Annotated in this window: 21 protein-coding genes; 6 read left to right on the top strand and 15 right to left on the bottom strand. The window is 66.1% G+C overall.

Annotation, left to right across the window (positions count from 1 at the left end):
* Positions 1-3 precede the first annotated feature (3 nt).
* From GWK50_RS03635 to GWK50_RS03615, 5 genes are all read left to right on the top strand, one after another.
* The gene (locus GWK50_RS03635; protein ID WP_162015338.1) at positions 4-1,404 is read left to right on the top strand and encodes a PelD GGDEF domain-containing protein; all 1,401 of its coding nucleotides are present in this window, start codon (positions 4-6) and stop codon (positions 1,402-1,404) included.
* Positions 1,397-2,410: a hypothetical protein gene (locus GWK50_RS03630; protein WP_162015337.1), complete on the top strand. Its 1,014-nt coding sequence runs from the start codon at positions 1,397-1,399 to the stop codon at positions 2,408-2,410. Before GWK50_RS03635 ends, GWK50_RS03630 begins: the two co-directional genes overlap by 8 nt.
* On the top strand, positions 2,407-3,948 hold the full coding sequence (gene pelF, locus GWK50_RS03625) for a GT4 family glycosyltransferase PelF (RefSeq protein ID WP_162015336.1): 1,542 nt from the start codon (positions 2,407-2,409) through the stop codon (positions 3,946-3,948). The genes GWK50_RS03630 and pelF overlap by 4 nt, the downstream gene beginning before the upstream one ends.
* On the top strand, positions 3,948-5,321 hold the full coding sequence (pelG, locus tag GWK50_RS03620; RefSeq protein WP_162015335.1) for an exopolysaccharide Pel transporter PelG: 1,374 nt from the start codon (positions 3,948-3,950) through the stop codon (positions 5,319-5,321). The genes pelF and pelG overlap by 1 nt, the downstream gene beginning before the upstream one ends.
* A gap of 79 nt (positions 5,322-5,400) precedes the next feature.
* Positions 5,401-6,582 carry a spherulation-specific family 4 protein gene (locus GWK50_RS03615; protein WP_162015334.1) on the top strand — a complete coding sequence of 394 codons (1,182 nt, stop codon included), beginning with the start codon at positions 5,401-5,403 and terminating at the stop codon, positions 6,580-6,582.
* Between the two features lie 13 nt (positions 6,583-6,595).
* Here the strand turns inward: GWK50_RS03615 and GWK50_RS03610 are convergent, their stop codons facing one another.
* From GWK50_RS03610 to GWK50_RS03580, 7 genes are all read right to left on the bottom strand, one after another.
* Positions 6,596-7,441 (bottom strand): D-hexose-6-phosphate mutarotase, encoded by an 846-nt coding sequence (locus tag GWK50_RS03610; RefSeq protein WP_162015333.1) that lies wholly within the window; start codon positions 7,439-7,441, stop codon positions 6,596-6,598.
* 146 nt (positions 7,442-7,587) lie between these two features.
* On the bottom strand, positions 7,588-8,334 hold the full coding sequence (hisA, locus tag GWK50_RS03605; RefSeq protein ID WP_162015332.1) for a 1-(5-phosphoribosyl)-5-[(5-phosphoribosylamino)methylideneamino]imidazole-4-carboxamide isomerase: 747 nt from the start codon (positions 8,332-8,334) through the stop codon (positions 7,588-7,590).
* Between the two features lie 77 nt (positions 8,335-8,411).
* Complete coding sequence (gene hisH, locus GWK50_RS03600) at positions 8,412-9,080, bottom strand: imidazole glycerol phosphate synthase subunit HisH (RefSeq protein WP_162015331.1); 669 nt, start codon at positions 9,078-9,080, stop codon at positions 8,412-8,414.
* 50 nt (positions 9,081-9,130) lie between these two features.
* Positions 9,131-9,754, bottom strand: coding sequence for an imidazoleglycerol-phosphate dehydratase HisB (gene hisB, locus GWK50_RS03595; RefSeq protein ID WP_162015330.1), 624 nt, complete (start codon positions 9,752-9,754; stop codon positions 9,131-9,133).
* The gene (locus GWK50_RS03590) at positions 9,751-10,869 is read right to left on the bottom strand and encodes an aminotransferase class I/II-fold pyridoxal phosphate-dependent enzyme (RefSeq protein ID WP_162015329.1); all 1,119 of its coding nucleotides are present in this window, start codon (positions 10,867-10,869) and stop codon (positions 9,751-9,753) included. Before GWK50_RS03590 ends, hisB begins: the two co-directional genes overlap by 4 nt.
* Entirely contained in the window at positions 10,866-11,318 is a 453-nt protein-coding gene (locus tag GWK50_RS03585; protein ID WP_162015328.1) for a PIN domain-containing protein, read from the bottom strand. The genes GWK50_RS03590 and GWK50_RS03585 overlap by 4 nt, the downstream gene beginning before the upstream one ends.
* Positions 11,319-11,322: 4 nt before the next feature.
* Positions 11,323-11,547 (bottom strand): CopG family transcriptional regulator, encoded by a 225-nt coding sequence (locus tag GWK50_RS03580; protein ID WP_042421134.1) that lies wholly within the window; start codon positions 11,545-11,547, stop codon positions 11,323-11,325.
* Positions 11,548-11,765: 218 nt separating this feature from the next.
* Here GWK50_RS03580 and GWK50_RS03575 point away from each other — a divergent pair, with 218 nt between their 5' ends.
* On the top strand, positions 11,766-12,032 hold the full coding sequence (locus GWK50_RS03575) for a VF530 family protein (protein WP_162015327.1): 267 nt from the start codon (positions 11,766-11,768) through the stop codon (positions 12,030-12,032).
* Positions 12,033-12,177: 145 nt separating this feature from the next.
* Here the strand turns inward: GWK50_RS03575 and hisD are convergent, their stop codons facing one another.
* The 8 genes from hisD to GWK50_RS03535 form a co-directional block, all read right to left on the bottom strand.
* A complete protein-coding gene (gene hisD / locus GWK50_RS03570; RefSeq protein ID WP_162015326.1) occupies positions 12,178-13,497 on the bottom strand; it encodes a histidinol dehydrogenase in 1,320 nt (439 codons plus the stop codon).
* A 6-nt stretch (positions 13,498-13,503) separates the two neighbouring features.
* Positions 13,504-14,166, bottom strand: coding sequence for an ATP phosphoribosyltransferase (hisG, locus tag GWK50_RS03565; RefSeq protein WP_162015325.1), 663 nt, complete (start codon positions 14,164-14,166; stop codon positions 13,504-13,506).
* Positions 14,163-15,434 carry a UDP-N-acetylglucosamine 1-carboxyvinyltransferase gene (gene murA, locus GWK50_RS03560; protein WP_162015324.1) on the bottom strand — a complete coding sequence of 424 codons (1,272 nt, stop codon included), beginning with the start codon at positions 15,432-15,434 and terminating at the stop codon, positions 14,163-14,165. Before murA ends, hisG begins: the two co-directional genes overlap by 4 nt.
* Before the next feature lie 76 nt (positions 15,435-15,510).
* Positions 15,511-15,753, bottom strand: a complete 243-nt coding sequence (locus tag GWK50_RS03555; RefSeq protein ID WP_162015323.1) for a BolA family protein — start codon at positions 15,751-15,753, stop codon at positions 15,511-15,513.
* 171 nt (positions 15,754-15,924) lie between these two features.
* Positions 15,925-16,680, bottom strand: a complete 756-nt coding sequence (locus GWK50_RS03550; RefSeq protein WP_162015322.1) for an ABC transporter permease — start codon at positions 16,678-16,680, stop codon at positions 15,925-15,927.
* Complete coding sequence (locus GWK50_RS03545; RefSeq protein ID WP_162015321.1) at positions 16,677-17,606, bottom strand: ABC transporter ATP-binding protein; 930 nt, start codon at positions 17,604-17,606, stop codon at positions 16,677-16,679. Before GWK50_RS03545 ends, GWK50_RS03550 begins: the two co-directional genes overlap by 4 nt.
* Before the next feature lie 51 nt (positions 17,607-17,657).
* The gene (locus GWK50_RS03540; RefSeq protein ID WP_162015320.1) at positions 17,658-17,930 is read right to left on the bottom strand and encodes an STAS domain-containing protein; all 273 of its coding nucleotides are present in this window, start codon (positions 17,928-17,930) and stop codon (positions 17,658-17,660) included.
* 20 nt (positions 17,931-17,950) lie between these two features.
* Positions 17,951-18,598 (bottom strand): ABC transporter substrate-binding protein, encoded by a 648-nt coding sequence (locus GWK50_RS03535; RefSeq protein ID WP_162015319.1) that lies wholly within the window; start codon positions 18,596-18,598, stop codon positions 17,951-17,953.
* Positions 18,599-18,618 lie beyond the last annotated feature (20 nt).

Raw genomic sequence — 18,618 nt, 5'->3', positions numbered from 1 at the left:
CGCATGCAGGACGCCCCGAAGCCCCCCGTCACCCCAGCGGAGCCCTCGTACGTGGCGGACACACGGCCGCACGCGGCCCTGGCCGGCAAGCATCTGCCGACGCACCTGCTGGGCAAGCTCACCCAGTTGCACAAACGGCCCGCTGTCACTGCCGGCGAAACCCTGTTGCTGCCGCTCATCGCGATTGCACTGGGTCGATTCTGGAGCCCGCAGGACCCCCTGTGGACGCAGGCGCCGTTCCCGTGGTCCTGGCTGGCCCCGGTGATTCTGGCGCTGCGCTATGGCCCTTTGGCGGGGCTGGGCGGAGCATCGGTTCTGCTGCTGGGCTGGCTGGCGTTCCATTTCGAAACCCTGGATCAGTTTCCCCAGGTGCACTTCCTGGGGGGGCTGATTCTGGTGATGATCGTCGGAGAGTTCTCCAGCCTTTGGCAGGCGCGGGCGCGCCGCTCCGAGACACTGCAGATGTACCTCGATCAGCGGCTGGAACACCTGGTGCGCCAGCACTACCTGCTGCGCTTGTCGCACGACCGGCTGGAGCAAGAGCTGATTGGCCGCCCCATGTCCATGCGCGACGCCCTGGCGGCACTGCAGACCCTGAGCTCCGAAAAGACCAACGGCGAGCAGGGCGCGCAGGCGCTGCTGCGCCTGCTGGCACAGTATTGCCAGCTGGAATCTGCGGCCATCTACCCCGTGCGCGACGACGAGCCCGAGAGCGCGCCCCTGGCCGGACTGGGGAGCCATGCCACGCTGGAACTCCAGGACCCGCTGGTGCAGCAGGCACTGGAGACACGTCGGCTGTGCCACATCAGCCAGGCGTTGGCCGCACAGCAGTCGTCGGCCTACCTGGCGGTCGCGCCTCTGCTGGATCTGGCCGGTGAGGTGTACGGCCTGCTGGCCGTGACGGAAATGCCCTTCTTTGCGTTGCAGACCGAGAACCTGCAAACCATCAACCTGCTGCTGGGGTACTACACCGATGGCCTGTCGATGCAGACCCTGGCCCGGCCTATCGTGGAGCAATTGCCCGACTGCCCGGTGCCATTCGCCTTTGAAGCGCAGCGTCTGGCCCACATGCACCAGAGCACCCAGGTCAGCAGCATCGTGGTGGCGCTGGAGTGCCTGCCCCGTGCGGTGGAACAGGACGTACCGGCACAGATCCACCGCTTCAAGCGCGAACTGGATGAGATCTGGGAAATCTCCACCCCCCAGCGCACGGTGCTGGCCATCCTCATGCCTTTGGGCAACGCTGCCACGGCCGAGGGCTACATTGCCCGCCTGGAAGCTTGGCTGCAGCAAAAGAGCGGCCAAACCCCGGCACAGGCGGGCATCTTCCCGCATGTCTTGTCGCTGGATGCCCTGTCCCCGCTGAACACCTTGCAGCGCCTGCACGCACTGGCCCATGCTTAACCCCAAGCTCGGACTGTCGGCCTTGCTGCTGGAAGTGGGCGCCTGGAGCGGCCCACTGCTGCAACAGCACTCTGACGAGGCACTCGCCGCCTACCTGCTGCTGCACGCCGTGGCCAGTGTTTTGCTGACCTTGTTCCTGCTGCCTTTGCTGCCGCGAGAGCGCGCACAACCACGCGCCCCCCTGATCGTTTTGATTGTGGCCTGCTGCTACGCGGTGCCCATTGCGGGTTTTCTGGGCGTACTGGCGGCAGCGTTATCGCTGCACTACCTGGGCCGCACGCGCAGCGCCGACGAGTACGAGTCCGTTCAACTGCCAGAATTCGACCTGCACCAGCATCGCCAGGGCAATTTCCGCCATGCGGGGCTGCGATCGTTTCTGGGCAACAGCGAAGCACCCATACAGGCCCGCATGCGCGCCATGGTCGCGCTGCAGTATGTGTCGGGCCGCACCGCCTCGCCCCTGCTGCGTTCGGTGCTGAGCGACCCCAGCGAAGACCTGCGCCTGCTGGCCTACGGCATGCTCGATTCGCTGGAAAAGCGCATCAACCAGGCCATTGACCAGGAACTGTCGGCATTGCAGGCCGATGGTTCGGCGTCCGGTGCCGCTGTCGATGATGCAGCCCGACTGGAATCCCTGCGCCGCCTGTCCGATCTGTACTGGGAACTGGTGTACCAGGAACTGGTGCAGGGCGACCTGCGCGAGCACGCCATCCGCGAATCCCTGCGCCATTGCGAGGCCGTGCTGCACGCACAGCCCGAGAACGCGCCCCTGCACATGCGCCGGGGCCGGCTGCTGCACGCACTGCGCCGCCCCCAGGAGGCCCAGGAATCCTACGAAGCCGCCAGCCGCCTGGGACTGCCCGCCACCAGGGTCCTTCCCTACCAGGCCCAGCTGTGCTTTGAACGTGGCGACTATGCACAGGCGCGGGCCTTGGTGCATGCCCTGGGCCCCTGGGACGCGCTGCCCCGGCTGCGCCCGGTGATCGAATACTGGAACGCCCCATGACCGCTTCGCACCCCAAGGCGACGCAGGCCGACATTGCCCTGGTGCTCGAAGGCACCTTCCCCTACGTGAGCGGTGGGGTGTCAAGCTGGATCAACCAGATCCTGCGCGCGTATCCCCAGTACCGCTTTGCGCTGGTGTTCCTGGGCAGCCGCCGCGCCGACTACGGCGCCTTCAGATACCAGTTGCCAGACAACGTGGTGCACTTCGAGGAGCACTACCTCTACGAGCATCTGAATGCCGACTTCCAGCCCGCGCCGCGCAAGGGCCATGCCCATGCGTTCGACCAGGTGGAGCAGCTCATCGCCACCATGGAGCGCACCGGCGCCGACAGCCCTCAGACCATGGCCTTGTTCCAGCAGGTGGTGCGCGCCATGCAGCCTGGCGGCAGCATGCACCTCGAAGACTTTCTCTACAGCGAGCGCGCCTGGAACCTGCTGTGCGACGTGTACCGCAAGCACTGCACCGACCCCTCGTTTGTGGATTACTTCTGGACGGTGCGCATCATGTTCCAGCCCCTGTGGCTGCTGGCACGCGTGGCGCAAGGCCTGATTCCGGTGCGCGCGGTGCACTGCGCTTCCACGGGCTATGCGGGCTTTCTGGGTGCACTGCTGGAGCAGACACGCGGGACACCGCTGATCCTCTCGGAACATGGCATCTACACCAAGGAGCGCAAGATCGACCTGTTCAAGAGCGAGTGGATCCGCGACAACCGCAACATCTTCCAGCGCGACCCGACCGAGCTGTCGTTCTTCCGCCAGATGTGGATCCATTTCTTCGAATGGCTGGGCCGCTACTGCTACGCATCGGCCAACCCCATCATCGCGCTCTACGAAGCCAACCGCCTGCGCCAGGTGGCTGACGGCGCGCAGCCCGAGCGCACCTTCAACATTCCCAATGGCATTGCCCTGGCGCGCTTTGCACCGCTGCGCGCCCAGCGCCCCGCCGATCCACCGCCCGTGCTGTGCCTGATCGGGCGCGTGGTGCCCATCAAGGACATCAAGACCTTTGTGCGCGCCATGCGCCGGGTGGTCAACCAGTTGCCCCAGGCCGAGGGCTGGATTGCCGGGCCCGCCGATGAAGACCGGGCCTACGCGCAGGAATGCGAAAACCTGGTGCGCAGCCTCGGGTTGCAGGAGCATGTCAAGTTCCTGGGCTTTCAGCGCGTGGAAGACCTGATGCCGCGCATCGGCCTGGTGGTGCTCTCCTCCATCAGCGAGGCGTTGCCGCTGGTGCTGCTCGAAGGCTATGCCGCAGGCGTGCCCGCCGTGTCCACCGACGTGGGCTCGTGCCGCCAGTTGGTCGAGGGCCTGGACGACGAAGACCGTGCGCTGGGCGCGTCAGGCCGTATCGTGCCCATTGCCGACCCACAGCAACTGGCCGATGCCTCGCTCGCCCTGCTCAAGGACCCTGCGGCCTGGCAGGCGGCCAGCCAGGCCGCCATTGCGCGCGTGGAGCGTTATTACACCGACACCATGATGTTCGACCGCTACCGCGCCGTGTACGAAACCGCGCTGGCACGCACCGAGGGAGCGCACTGATGGCGGGCATTGGCTTTGAGCTGCGGCGCATGCTGCGCAAGGACACCCTGCTGGGCCTCGTGCAGGCCTATGCCTACGCCAGCGTCATCGGCTCCGGGCCCTGGGTACTGTCCATCGTGGGCATCTTGCTGATCGGTATCTTCAGCGCCAGCGTGGTGATCCCCGGAAGCCTGGTCACGCAGTTCCAGACCTCGGTGACCTACCTGGTGGCCTGCAGCCTGATCTACACCGGTCTGGTGCAGCTGGCGTTCACCCGCTTCATCTCCGACCGCTTGTTTGAAAAGCGCAAGGACATGGTGCTGCCCAATCTGCACGGCCTGCTGGTGCTGGTGCTGCTGGGGGCCTGCGTGCTGGGCACGGCGGCACTGTTCATCGCGCTGCCGGGCCTGGGGCTGGTATACCGACTGCTGATGCTGGCCGGCTTTACCCTCATGTGCGGCGTATGGGTGCTGACGGTGCTGCTGTCGGGCATGAAGCGCTACAAGGCCATCGTGCTGTTGTTTGGCGTGTCCTACGGACTCATCGTGGTGAGCGCGCTGCTGATGCGCCCCTGGGGGCTGGAAGGGTTGCTGGGCGGCTTTGTGCTGGGCAACTATGTGCTGCTGGTGGGCATGTGGCTGCTGGTGGTGCGCGAGTTCAATCCGTCGGGGCCCATCATCGCCTTTGACTTTGCACGCCGCGCCATGCTGTACCCCACACTCATGGCCATTGGACTGCTCTACAACCTGGGCGTGTGGATCGACAAGTTCATGTTCTGGTACTTCCCGCCCACCTCGGACGCCATCATCGGGAGCCTGCGCGCGTCCATCATCTATGACCTGCCGGTGTTCCTGTCCTACCTGTCCATCATCCCCGGCATGGCCGTGTTCCTGGTGCGCATCGAAACGGATTTCGTCGAGTTCTACGACAAGTTCTACGACGCGGTGCGCGGCGGCGGCTCGCTGGAATACATCGAGACCATGCGCGACGAGATGGTCTATTCCATCCAGCAGGGCCTGGGCGAGATCGCCAAGATCCAGACCCTGGCCGTGCTGGTCACCTTTGTCGCCGGGCCGGTACTGCTGGACGCGCTGGGCATCTCGCGCCTGTACCTGCCACTGCTGCAAGTGCAGGTGATCGGCGCAGGCCTGCAGGTGGGCCTGATGGCCGTGCTCAACGTGTTCTTCTACCTGGACCAGCGCCGCACCGTGCTGCTGCTGTGCGTGCTGTTTGTGCTGCTGAACGTGCTGCTCACGGGCTGGACGCTGGCCTATGGTGCGGCCCTGTATGGCTACGGCTTTGCGCTGGCCACCTTGCTGACTTTGGGCGCGGGGCTGGCGCTGCTCACACGCCGACTGAACCGCCTAGAGTACCAAACCTTCATGCTGCAGTGAGTCTTTACCAAGCCTTGGCAAACCCAACGGCAGCCCCATGCACAATTGGATACCATTTTCCGCACCGGGCCACCCAACCATGACTTCCCATCCCTCCACACTCCACCCCCTGGCCCTGATCCCCTTGCTGACCGCACTGTTGGGCGGTTGCGGCGGCGGGTCGGACAGCACCACGCCCCCCACTCCCACCGGCCAGGTGCGCGTGCAGTTCACCAGCCCCACCGATACCGACAATGTGCGTACGGTGGGTGCCGCCATCCCCGTGGCCGTGGGGGTCACCTTCAATGGCGCAATCGCGGCCGATGGCTCCTCGGTGCTGTGGAGCGCGGCCAACGCGAGCTTTTCGCCCGCCCGCAGCAGCAGCACCGGCGGGCAGGCATCCTCCACCATGGTCGCAACCGCTGGCGGCATGCTGCAGGTGCAGGCCAGCGCCACGGTTGCGGGGCAGACCGGCAGTGCCACCCAAACGCTGTACCTGCGCCCGGCTCCGCAAGCCCTGGAAGTGCTGGTGCCCGCGTACTTCTATCCCAACCCCAGCGGTTCGGCCTGGGATCAGCTGATCAGCACCGCACAGGCCTACCCGGGGGTGCAGGTGACAGCCATCATGAACCCGAACGACGGCATTTTCAGCAGCGCCGACGAGCAGTTTGCCCGAGTGGTCAGCGACTTTACCGGCGAGGGCGGGCAGGTGGTGGCCTACGTGGCCACCGGCTATGGCACGGGTCGCTCCGTCAGTGCCATCAAGCAGAACATCGACAACTACCTGCGCTACTACGGCCGCAACCAGCTCAGCGGCTTCTTCCTGGACGAAATGGGTGCCACCAGCCAGCACCTGGCCTTCTACAAACAGATCTACAGCTACATCAAAGGCCTGGACGAGGAACTGCGGGTGATCGGCAACCCCGGCACCCTGCCCGTGGCCGACTACGCCGGGGTTGCCGATGTGCTGGTCACTTTCGAAGGCAAGGCCTCCGACTACACCCGCTTCAACCCCCAGGACGGCAGTGCCTGGGTCTATGCCAAGACCAACTCCGCCCAGGCCATGCTGGTGCACAACGCCACCAGCTGTACCGCCATGCAAACAGCCATGCGCGCCGCGGCCTCGGCAAGAAACAACACGGGCCTGGTCTATGCCACCGACCTGCTGTACGACTTTGCCACCAACACCGGCAACCCTTGGGCCAACCTGCCCAGTTACTGGACGTCCTTGCTCGGCACGGTGAGCGCACTCAACCGCGGCACGGCACTGCCCGGCTGCTGACCCTCAGGAGACCTCAGGCGCGCAGGCGCTGCCAGCCCGTCCAGCTGGCGCCTGGTGCCAGGTGCACTGGCGTGTCGATCTGCGCTGCTTCCACGCACAGCATGTGGGCGTGACCCTCAGGGGGCATGTCGGCCAATCGCGCGCACAGCGCCGCCCCAGGGTTCCAGACCACGGTCTGCCCCATGGTCGGGCTCTGGGCAACATCCAAACGTTGCGTGCCATCGTGCAGCTGCAAGGGGGCCAAGGCTGAGGCAAACACACTGTCGTACTCACCTGCAAAACCGATGGGGCCTTGTTGCACGCTGCGCACATCGGCCACCGCGTCCCAGCGCGCACAGCCGTCCAGGCCCTGCAAGCGGGCTTGGGCGATGTCGTCCACGTGCAGGTAGCTGTGCAAGGCGATGGTGAAGTCCCAGGCCACGGCGCCGGTGTTACGCACGGCGCATTCCACCTGCAACTGGCCTTCGGACAAGACCACATCCAAGCGCACAGCAAAGGCCTGCGGCCACCAGGCGCGGCTGCGTTCGTCATCCGTCAGGTGCAGCGACAGCCGGGTAACGCCCTCCCCGGCCTGCGCACCATCGGTACGCCAGGCCAGGTTGCGCGCAAAGCCATGCTTGGGCAGCGGCCCACGCTGGTTGAACTGCGGAAAGCACAGCGGAATGCCACCCCGGATGGCGGCCTGGCCGTCGAAAACGGCCTTCGGGCTCAGGTAGAGGCGCTCACGCCCGCGAGAGACCCAGGACAGCACCTGCGCGCCATGCAAGGCCACCAGGGCACAGTCGCCGTCGCCAATGGCCAAGCGAATGCAGGGCTGGCCGCAATAGGTTTCAACCTCACTGCGGGCCTTGGGCAACATGCACTCCGATAGGAACGAATGCCATGCACGCAATAGGCGCAGCCCAGACCAGCGGCCACCGTGCAAGGGCCGCCCCGCCGCACCGGTGGCGTCCCCCTGCCCGCAGCGCGCAGCGCTGCGAGAACGGGGGGAAGGCCCGCAGGGCCTCAGGGGGGTGTTTGGATCTCATCGGCGCGCGCCTGCGCGGCAGCAAAGTCGAGGTCGCCCGAGTAGATGGCCCGTCCGCAGATCACTCCCTCGATGCCTTCGTTCTCAACGGCACAGAGGTTCTCGATGTCCTGCATGCTGCCCAGTCCGCCCGAGGCGATCACGGGGATGGTGAGCGCCTGCGCCAGCTTGACGGTGGCCTCGATATTGATGCCCGTGAGCATGCCGTCGCGGCCGATGTCGGTATAGACGATGGACTCGACGCCCCAGTCCTCGAACTTCTTGGCCAGATCGACCACTTCGTGCCCTGTGAGCTTGCTCCAGCCGTCGGTGGCCACCTTGCCGTCCTTGGCGTCCAGGCCCACGATGATGTGGCCGCCGAAGGCCGAGCAGGCGTCCTTGAGGAAGCCGGGGTTCTTGACGGCCGCCGTGCCGATGATGACGTAGCGCAGGCCGCCGTCGATGTATTTCTCGATGGTGTCCAGGTCGCGGATGCCGCCGCCGAGCTGCACCGGAATCTCGCTGCCCACCTCTTTGAGGATGGCCTTGATGGCCGCATAGTTCTTGGGCTTGCCCGCGAACGCGCCGTTCAGATCGACCAGATGCAGGCGGCGCGCGCCCGCGTCCACCCACTTGCGCGCCATGGCGGCCGGGTCTTCACCGAAGGTGGTCGATTGGTCCATATCGCCTTGCTTGAGGCGTACGCAATGGCCGTCCTTGAGGTCGATGGCGGGAATCAAAAGCATGGTGGTGCGAGGGGTGAATGGGCATTGGCGAACGCCGCCCGGGCAGTGACAAAAGCTGGGTTAAAAACGGTGTGAACTCACGGATTCCAGTGCAGGAAATTGCGGTAGAGCGCCAAGCCCTGCTCCGCACTCTTTTCCGGGTGGAACTGTGTCGCAAAAATATTATCGCGCGCAATGGCCGATGCAAACGCGCCGCCGTAGTCGGTCTCGCCCGCGCAGTGGCGTGCGTCCGTGGGCCGGGCAAAAAAGCTGTGCACGAAATAGAAGTGGCTCTGGTCCGGAATGCCTTGCCACACCGGGTGCACGGTGCCACCGTGCGGCACCTGGCGCACGGTGTTCCAGCCCATTTGCGGCACCTTGAAGCGGCTGCCATCGGCCTGCAACCGGCCGGCCAAGTCGAACTTGACCACCTCGCCAGGAATCAGGTCCAGGCCCGGCGTATCGCCCTCGGCGCTGTGCGTGAGCAGCATCTGCATGCCCACGCAAACGCCAAACAGCGGCTTGGCGGCAGCGGCCTCCAGCACCGATTCGCGCAGGCCCGAGTCACGCAGCTCGCGCATGCAGTCGGGCATGGCACCCTGGCCTGGCAGCACGATGCGCTGGGCCGCACGCACTTCTTCGGGCCGCGAGGTGACGATCACCGTCCAGCCCGTGCCCTGTGCAGCGGCCTGCACGGCCTGCGACACCGAGCGCAGGTTGCCCATGCCATAGTCCACCACCGCCACGGTTTTTACTACTGAATTCATAGCTGTTAGCGCATATCAGATAAGCGCCGGAGGCCTTTTTGGCTTGAAATTTACAGGGAACCCTTGGTCGAGGGAATGGTGCCTGCGCTGCGCGGGTCGCGCTCCACGGCGGCGCGCAGCGCGCGGGCGAAGGCCTTGAACACAGTCTCGCACTGGTGGTGCGCGTTCACACCGCGCAGGTTGTCGATGTGCAGCGTGGCGCCCGCGTGGTTCACGAAGCCCTGGAAGAACTCGTGTGTGAGCTGGGTGTCAAAGCCACCGATCATGCCGCTGGTGAACGGGATGTTGAGCACCAGGCCGGGACGCCCCGACAGATCCACCACCACGCGCGAGAGCGCCTCGTCGAGCGGCACATAGGCGTGGCCGTAGCGGCGGATGCCTTTCTTGTCGCCCACGGCGCGCGCGAAGGCCTGGCCAATGGTGATGCCCACATCCTCCACGGTGTGGTGGCCGTCGATGTGCAGGTCGCCGTCGGCATGCACTTCGAGGTCGATCAGGCCGTGGCGCGCAATCTGCTCCAGCATGTGGTCAAAAAACCCGATGCCGGTGTGCAGGCTGGCCTGCCCGGTGCCGTCGAGGTTCAGGCGCACGGTGATGCGCGTCTCGGCGGTATTGCGGCTGACTTCGGCCGTGCGGTCGGTGGATGCGGAGGGAACGAGTGCGGAAGAGGTCATAGCGATGCCTGGAGTGCCTGCAGCATGATCGCATTGTCGGCAGCGGTGCCCACGGTCAGGCGCAGGCAGTTTGCCAGCAATGGGTGCATTGTAGAAACGTTCTTGATCAAAACCTTGCGCTCGCGCAGACCGGCGAAGGTGCGGGCGGCGTCCTGCACGCGCACCAGCACCATGTTGGCTTCGCTGTCCCAGCATTTTTCAATGCCAGGCATGGCGCGCAGGGCCGCCACCAGCGCACTGCGCTGTTCGCGCAGCTGGCGCGCCTGCTCGGCAAACACCGGGGCATGCTCCAGGGCAAACAGTGCCGCCTCGCAGTTGAGCACGCTCACGTTGTAGGGGGGGCGCACCTTGTCGATCTCACCCACCAGCGCCGCCGGGCCGATCAGGTAGCCCAGACGCACCCCGGCCAGGCCGAACTTGCTGAGCGTGCGCATCAGCAGCACATGGGCATTGCGCTGCGGCTCGGCGCGCATGCGGTCCAGCCAGGTGCGGCTGGCGAAAGGCTGGTAGGCCTCGTCCATGACGACGATGCCGCCCACCGCTGCCACGGCGTCGATGATGCGCTGCACCACGTCTTCGTTCCACAGCGTAGCCGTGGGGTTGTTGGGGTACGCAAGATGCGTGATGGCAGGCCGGTGCAGCGCAATGGCGGCGAGCATGGCGACCTCGTCGAGTTCAAAGTCCGGCGTGAGCGGCACGCCCACAAAATCCAGCCCCTGCAGCTGCGCGCTCATGGCATACATCACAAAGCCGGGCACGGGCGCCAGCACCACGGGACGCTGTCCATCGGCGGCGGGTGGCAGCGCGCAGGCCAGCGATACCAGGCTGATGAGCTCGTCCGAGCCGTTGCCCAGGATCATCGCGTGCCCCTGCGCCAAACCGGCGTGCTGCGCCAGTGCGGTGCGCAGGTCGGCATAGCGCGGGCCGGGGTAGCGGTTGAGCGCAAGCTGCCCCAGGCGCTGGCCCAAGGCGGCCTGCAAATCCGGCGGCAAGGAATACGGGTTCTCCATCGCGTCCAGCTTGAGGTAGCCGGTGGCGTCCTGCACCACATAAGCGTGCATGGCGCGCACGTCGGGGCGGATGCGATCGAGGGGGTTGGCAGGCACGGCAGTCATTCGAGCGATTCCAGTTCAGCGGGAGAGGTGACAAACGGGTTGATGGCGCGCACGGCGTCGTACTGCCGACCGTGCGGCAGCACATCGCCCAGCACATAGCGGCAGCCCTGCTGGTGCGCCGAGGCCAGCACCAGCGCATCCCAGTAGCCCAGGCCGTAGCGGTCCTGCAGGTCCCAGGCGCCGTCCACGGTGTAGGCGTCCAGATGCGGCGGCTGCCACACGCGCAGGCGGCGCACCTGGGCACGCACCAGGTGCAGGGTTTGCGGCCCGGCAAAGCAGGCCACGGCGTTGTGGTACAGCTCGTTGAGCACCTGCGAGCTGATGCGCCCGCAGCGGCTCTGCCAGCACAGCGTGAGCCATTCGCGTGCACGCGCCTGGCGGGCACCATCGCGCTCGTCCACGCTGGCCAGCAGCACCGAGGTATCGACGAAGAGCAGCGGCTGGGCCATGGCTTCAGCGCTCCTGCAGCTCAGGCCGCGCCAGGTAGGGCCGGGTGGACGCGCCCCAGGACTCGAACCCCAGCGCCTCGCGCATGGCCTGGGCGTAGGCGTCTTCCTGGCGCATCTTTTCGGCCAGCCACTCGCCCAGCAGGCGCGACACGCTGCTGCCACGCTTGGCCGCCTCCACGCGCACCCATTCGGCCACTGCGTCGTCCATGGTGATGGTGACGTTCTTCATGGGGCACAGGATAACACGAAGTTCGTGAAACACGAAGTTCGTGTTGATGCAAATCCCGACCTTTCCCTACCTGCGCGGCGATAAGATGGCCGTCCTTGCTCCGCGCCCGCCTCTGCTGGACACCGGTAGCCATGGGAGGCGCTGAGCACGACCAGGGCTCTTGAGAACCCTGCCCAACGGCGCCTGCCCGAAACAGCGTCCTTTGAAACAGCTACGCCATGACCTCTCCGACCCCGCCCGCTCCACCCGCCCAGCCACGCAACCCACTGCATGGCCTGACCCTGGAGGCCATCGTCACGGCGCTGGTGGCGCACTATGGTTGGCAGGAGCTGGGCAGGCGCATTCCGGTGCGCTGCTTCACCAGCGAGCCCAGCGTATCGTCCAGCCTGAAGTTCCTGCGCAAAACACCCTGGGCGCGCGAGAAGGTGGAGGGGCTGTACCTGTTCATGCTGCGCGACCAACGTCGCGGGCTCCCCTCGCGGTAGTTCCCATCGTTGCCCTACGCGCGCCGCTGGCTGGTTGCCGAAGCCATCGCACCAGCCACATCACCGATGCTGCGCTGGGTGCTGGAGCGCACCAGCGTGGCAGACACCCCGCCGATGCCGCGCCAGCGTCCTCAGCGTTTGGGCCTCAGTTCTTGAGCCTGAACTCTGCCGCCTGCGCGTGTGCCTGCAGGCCTTCACCGTGCGCCAGCACGCTGGCGATGCGGCCCAGCACCTGGGCGCCCTGCTCGCTCACCTCGATGAGGCTGCTGCGCTTCTGGAAGTCGTACACCCCCAACGGGCTGGAAAAGCGCGCCGTGCCGCTGGTGGGCAGCACGTGGTTGGGGCCTGCGCAGTAGTCACCCAGGGATTCGCTGGTGTAGGCGCCCAGGAAGATGGCGCCCGCGTGCTTGAGCAACGGCTCCCAGCGGTGCGGGTCGGTACTGCTCACTTCCAGGTGCTCGGGCGCGATGCGGTTGCTGATGGCGCAGGCCTCTTCCATGCTGCGCGTGTGGATCAGCGCGCCGCGCCCGGTCAGGCTCTTGGCGATGATCTCGGCGCGCGGCATGGTGGGCAGCAGGCGGTCGATTTCGCGCTGCACAGCATCGATGTAGGCGGCGTCGGGGCACAGCAGGATGCTCTGGGCCAGCTCGTCGTGCTCGGCCTGGCTGAACAGGTCCATGGCCACCCAGTCGGGCGGCGTGCTGCCGTCTGCCAGCACGAGGATTTCGCTCGGGCCGGCGATCATGTCGATGCCCACGGTGCCGAACACATGCTTCTTGGCGCTGGCCACGTAGGCGTTGCCGGGGCCGGTGATCTTGTCCACCTTGGGCACGGTGGCCGTGCCGTAGGCCAGTGCGGCCACCGCTTGCGCGCCGCCGATGGTGAAGGCGCGGGTCACACCGGCCACGTAGGCGGCGGCCAGCACCAGCGGGTTCTTGGCACCCTGCGGGGTCGGCACCACCATGATGATGTCCTGCACCCCCGCCACATGCGCGGGGATGGCGTTCATCAGCACGCTGCTGGGGTACGCGGCCTTGCCGCCGGGCACGTAGATGCCCACGCGATCCAGCGGTGTGACCTTCTGGCCCAGCAGGGTGCCATCCTGGTCACGGTAGCTCCAGCTCTCGCCGCAGGCTTTTTTCTGGGCCTCGTGGTACTGGCGCACACGGGCGGCGGCAGCGCTCAGGGCCTGGCGCTGGGCCTCGGGAATGGCGTCGTAGGCGACCTTGAGTTCGGCCTGCGTCAGCTCCAGCGCCGCCATGTTGGGAGCCGAAAGGCCGTCGAAGCGGGCGGTGTACTCCAGCACGGCGGCGTCGCCACGCTTTTGCACATCGGCCAGGATGTCGGCCACGCGCTGCTCGATGGCGGCGTCCTGCTCCGCCGACCAGTGCAGGCGCGCTGCGAATTCAGCATCAAAAGTGCTTGAAACGGTTGACAGACGGGCGGGAGCAGCTACCAATTTCATAGTAAATCAATCCTTGCGGATGGCCGAGGCAAAGGCGTCGATGATGCGGCGCAGCCGGGCCTGCTTGAGCTTGAGCGCGGCCTGGTTGACGACCAGGTGGCTGCTGATGTCCATGATCTGCTCGACCTCCACCAGGTGGTTGGCCTTGAGCGTGTTGCCGGTGGAGACCAGATCGACGATGGCGTCGGCCAGGCCGGTGAGCGGCGCCAGCTCCATGCTGCCGTAGAGCTTGATGAGGTCCACGTGCACGCCCTTGGCGGCAAAGAATTCGCGGGCAATGCCGGGGTACTTGGTCGCCACCTTCAGGCGCGAGCCCTGGCGCACGGCCTGCTGGTAATCAAAGTCGGCACGCACGGCCACGCTCACGCGGCAGCGCGCAATGCGCAGGTCCAGCGGCTGGAACAGGCCCGAGCGCGCTGCGCCGCCCCATTCGGCCCGGTGCTCCAGCAGCGTGTCCTTGCCGCACACGCCCATGTCGGCACCACCGTACTGCACGTAGGTGGGCACGTCGGAGGCGCGCACCAGCACCACGCGCACGTCTTCGTGGTTGGTAGGCAAAATGAGCTTGCGCGATTTTTCGGGGTCTTCCAGCACCTCGATGCCAGCGGCACCGAGCAGCGGCAGGGTTTCTTCAAAGATGCGGCCTTTGGACAGTGCAAGCGTGATCATCGGATTCTCTCTATATCGGCGCCCAGCCCGCGCAGCTTGGCTTCCATGCAATCGTAGCCGCGGTCCAGGTGGTAGATGCGGTCCACCACGGTCTCGCCCTCGGCCACCAGGCCCGCGATGACCAGGCTGGCCGAAGCGCGCAGGTCGGTGGCCATGACGGTGGCGCCCGACAGGCGCGCCGCACCCTCGGTGACGGCCACGCGGCCATCGACCTGTATGCGCGCACCGAGCCGCAGCAGCTCGTTGACGTGCATGTAGCGGTTTTCAAAAATGGTTTCGGTCACCGTGGCCGTGCCCTGCGCCACGGTGTTGAGCGCCATGAACTGCGCCTGCATGTCGGTGGGGAAGCCGGGGTATTCGGTGGTGCGAAAGCCCTGCGCCCTGAGCTGCGCGCCGCCGGGGCTGCGCACGCGCAGGCCGCCCTGGGCCACCTCGACCTGCACGCCAGCGTCACGCAGTTTTTCGATCACGGCGTCCAGGTGGTCGGCGCGGGCATGGCGCAAAAGCGCCTCACCGCCCGTGGCGGCCACGGCGCACAGAAAGGTGCCGGCCTCAATGCGGTCGGCCACCACGGTATGGGTGCCGCCGTGCAGCCGGTCCACCCCCTGGATGCGGATGCGGCTGGTGCCCTGGCCTTCGATTTGCGCGCCCATGGCGATGAGCATCTCGGCCAGGTCGGTCACCTCGGGTTCCTGGGCGGCGTTTTCCAGCACGGTTTCACCCTCGGCCAGCGTGGCGGCCATGAGCAGGTTCTCGGTGCCGGTGACGGTGACCATGTCGGTGGTGATGCGCGCGCCCTGCAGGCGCGTGCGCCCCTGGGGCAGGCGGGCGATGATGTAGCCATGCTCGACCACGATCTCCGCGCCCATGGCCTGCAGGCCCTTGATGTGCTGGTCCACCGGGCGCGAGCCGATGGCACAGCCGCCGGGCAGCGACACCGTGGCCTCGCCAAAGCGCGCCAGCAGCGGGCCCAGCGCCAGCACCGAGGCGCGCATGGTCTTGACCAGTTCGTAGGGCGCCTCGGGGGTGGACAGGCCGCTGGCGTCGATGCGCACGCAACCATCGTCGCCCTGCTGCACCGCCACGCCCATGTTGCGGATGAGCTTGAGCATGGTGCTTACGTCCTGCAGGCGCGGCACGTTGCGCAGCTCCACCGGATCGGCGGTGAGCAGCGCAGCGCACAGCTCGGGCAGCGCAGCGTTCTTGGCACCGGAGATGTCCACCTGCCCCTGCAGGGAACGGCCGCCGCGGATGAGGAGCTTGTCCATGGTCAGTATTTTTCAATGAAATCTGCCTTCAACGCTTATCCATCAAGCGCCAAAAGCTATTATTTTTATAGCAATCTTATTGGTTCAGCTCAGCCCATTCGGCGGGGGTGAGTGTCTTCATCGACAAGGCGTGCACCTCATCGTTCTGCATCTTGCTGCCCAGCGTGGCATACACGCGCTGGTGGCGCGCAATGGGGCGCTTGCCCTCGAACTCGGGCGAGACGATGGTGGCATACCAGTGGCGCCCATCGCCTTCGAGGTGGATGTAATCGCAGGCCATGCCTGCGGCGATGAGGTCTTTGATCTGGTCAGCAGTCATTTCATTGATCCATTCAGCGTAGTTGGCACCCGCAACGCATCAAACGGGCACGACCCAGGCCAGGTCCGCCGTGCAAGGGCCGCCCCGCCGCACTGGCGGCATCCCCCTGCCCGCATGGCGCAGCCATGCGAGAGCGGGGGGAAGGCGTGAAGCGACTCAAGGGGGTGTTCATCAATTTCTGATTTTGTAGCCCGTGCGCAGCAGGTGGACGGCGAGAGTGCTCACGCCCAGCCACGCCCCAGCCACGATACCCAGGCTGAGCCATGGCGAGGCATCGCTCACGCCGAAGAAACCGTAGCGAAAGCCGTCCACCATGTAGAAGAACGGGTTGAGGTGGCTCGCTGCCTGCCAGAACGGTGGCAGCGAGCCGACGGAATAGAACACGCCCGACAGAAAGGTCATGGGCACGATGATGAAGTTCTGGAACGTCGCCATCTGATCGAACTTGTCGGCCCAGAGCCCGGCGATCACGCCCAGCGTGGCCAGCAGCGCGGCGCCCAGCAGGGCAAACACCACAATCCACAGCGGCGCGGCAAACTGCGGTGTGGCAAACCCCAGGGTGACAACAAACACCCCCAACCCCACCACCAGGCCACGCACCACCGACGAGCCCACGTAGGCCAGAAACCAGGCCCAGTGCGACAGCGGCGTGAGCAACTGGAACACCAGGCTGCCCATGATCTTGCTCTGGATCAGGCTGGACGAGCTGTTGGCAAACGCGTTCTGCAGCACGCTCATCATCACCAGGCCGGGCACCAGAAAGGCGGTGTAGCTGATGCGGTCGTACACCTTCACGTGGTCTTCAAGCACATGACCGAAGATCAGCAGGTACAGCACGGCGGTGAGCACTGGCGCGGCCACGGTCTGGACGCTGACCTTCCAGAAGCGCAGCACCTCTTTGTAAAACAGCATCTGCCAGCCGGTCATGCGCCCGCTCCTTCCTGCTGGGTGGCTGCGGCGGACATGACCTGCAGGAACACGTCCTCCAGGTCGGGGCGGCGGATTTCCATGTCGTGCACCGGCACACCGGCCAGGCGCAGTGCGGCCAGGTGCTGCTCGATCTCGGCGGCGTCGTGCGCAGGCAGTTGCACGATGCGCCCCATCACACGGGCCTGCACGGCCAGATCGAAGGGCAGTTCGGTGTCGGTCTTGAACTGCAGTACGCTGCCCGAGGCGGCCTTGAGCAGCGTACTGGTGCGCTCCAGCGCCACGATGCGACCGCTCTTGAGCATGGCGATGCGCCCGCACAGGGCCTCGGCTTCTTCGAGATAGTGCGTGGTCAGCAGCACGGTGTGGCCTTCGCGGTTGAGGCGGGCGATGAACTGCCACAGCGTCTGGCGCAGCTCCACATCGACCCCGGCCGTGGGTTCATCGAGCACGATGATGGGCGGCTTGTGCACCAGCGCCTGTGCCACGAGCACGCGGCGCTTCATGCCGCCCGAGAGCTGGCGCATGTTGGCCTGGGCCTTGTCGGCCAGGCCCAGGTGGGCGAGCAGCTCGTCGATCCAGTCGTCGTTGTGGCGCACGCCAAAGTAGCCCGACTGGAAGCGCAACGCTTCACGCACGTTGAAGAAGGGGTCGAACACCAGCTCCTGCGGCACCACGCCAAGCTTGCGCCGGGCGGCGGCAAAGTCCTGCTGCACATCGTGGCCCAGCACCGTGACCTTGCCCTGCGTGGCACGCGCCAGGCCGGCCAGAATGCTGATGAGCGTGGTCTTGCCCGCGCCATTGGGGCCGAGCAGGCCGAAGAATTCGCCCTCCTCGATGTCCAGCGACACCCCGTTGAGTGCGTGAAAGGGCCCTCGGGGGGTGGAATAGGTCTTGGAGACGGACTGGAAGGAGACAGCAGGCATGAGAACCCGCGATTTTACGTCCTGGGCCTGTGGCACGCCGCTACAGACTTTTTAGCCTGGCTCTTGAATGAGGTCTTGCACCCCATACAAGCCCGCCATGCCGGCCAGCGCGGGGGGCAGGCCGTGCACGGCAAAGCGGCGGCCTGCAGCCAGAGCGGCGCGGCGGCATTCGAGCAGCACCGCCAGTGCCGAGGAGTCGAACACGCGCAGTGCGCGCGCATCGACGCAGGCCCCATCCGCTGGCGCGGCGGCCAGTGCAGCCAGCAACTGCTGCAGCGTGGCGCTCGCCTGGCGGTGGGTCAGTTCCGGGGGCAGCACGGGCATGGGGTTCACCTGAGGGCCGGTCACCCGCGGGCGGCATTGCCCTTGTTGCGGGCGCTCAAGGTCTGGATCAGGCCATCGATGCCCTTGGCGTTGATCTCGGCGGCAAACTGGCTGCGGTAGGTTTCCACCAGCCATGCACCCAGCACGTTGAGGTTGTAGATCTTCCAGCCCGCGCCCTGGCCTGGGGTTTTTTCCAGGCGGTAGTCGAGCTGCACCGGGTCACCCCGGCCGCGCACCTCGGTGCGCACCAGCACATCCTTGTCCTCGGCCCCGGCGCGCAGCGGCTTGACGCTCACCGTCTGGTCGCTCACTTGCGCCAGCGCGCCGGCATAGGTGCGCACCAGCAGTTGTTTGAACTCCTCCTGCAGGCGCTGTTGCTGCTCGGGGCTGGCCTGGCGCCAACCGGGGCCGACGGCGGCGGCCGTCATGCGCCGGAAGTTGACGTTGGGCATGATGGTCTTGTCCACCAGCACCATGATCTTGTCCACATCGCCCGCCTTGATGGACTTGTCGTTGCGCAGCGCGTCCAGCACCTCGCTGGACAGGCGCTGCACCAGGGCATCGGGCGTTTCGTCCGCAGCATGTGCGGGCAACACCAGGCCCACGGACAAGGCCGCCGCTGCAGTGCCGGCGGCCAGCAGGCGGGCCAGGAACCATCGTTTCGTCATTGTGTGTTCTCCTTGTGGGG

It is taken from the genome of Acidovorax sp. 210-6 (assembly GCF_010020825.1).
Taxonomy (GTDB): domain Bacteria; phylum Pseudomonadota; class Gammaproteobacteria; order Burkholderiales; family Burkholderiaceae_C; genus Simplicispira; species Simplicispira sedimenti.
Note: the sequence above shows the minus strand (reverse complement) of the source record. Positions and strands in the feature narration are given on the sequence as shown.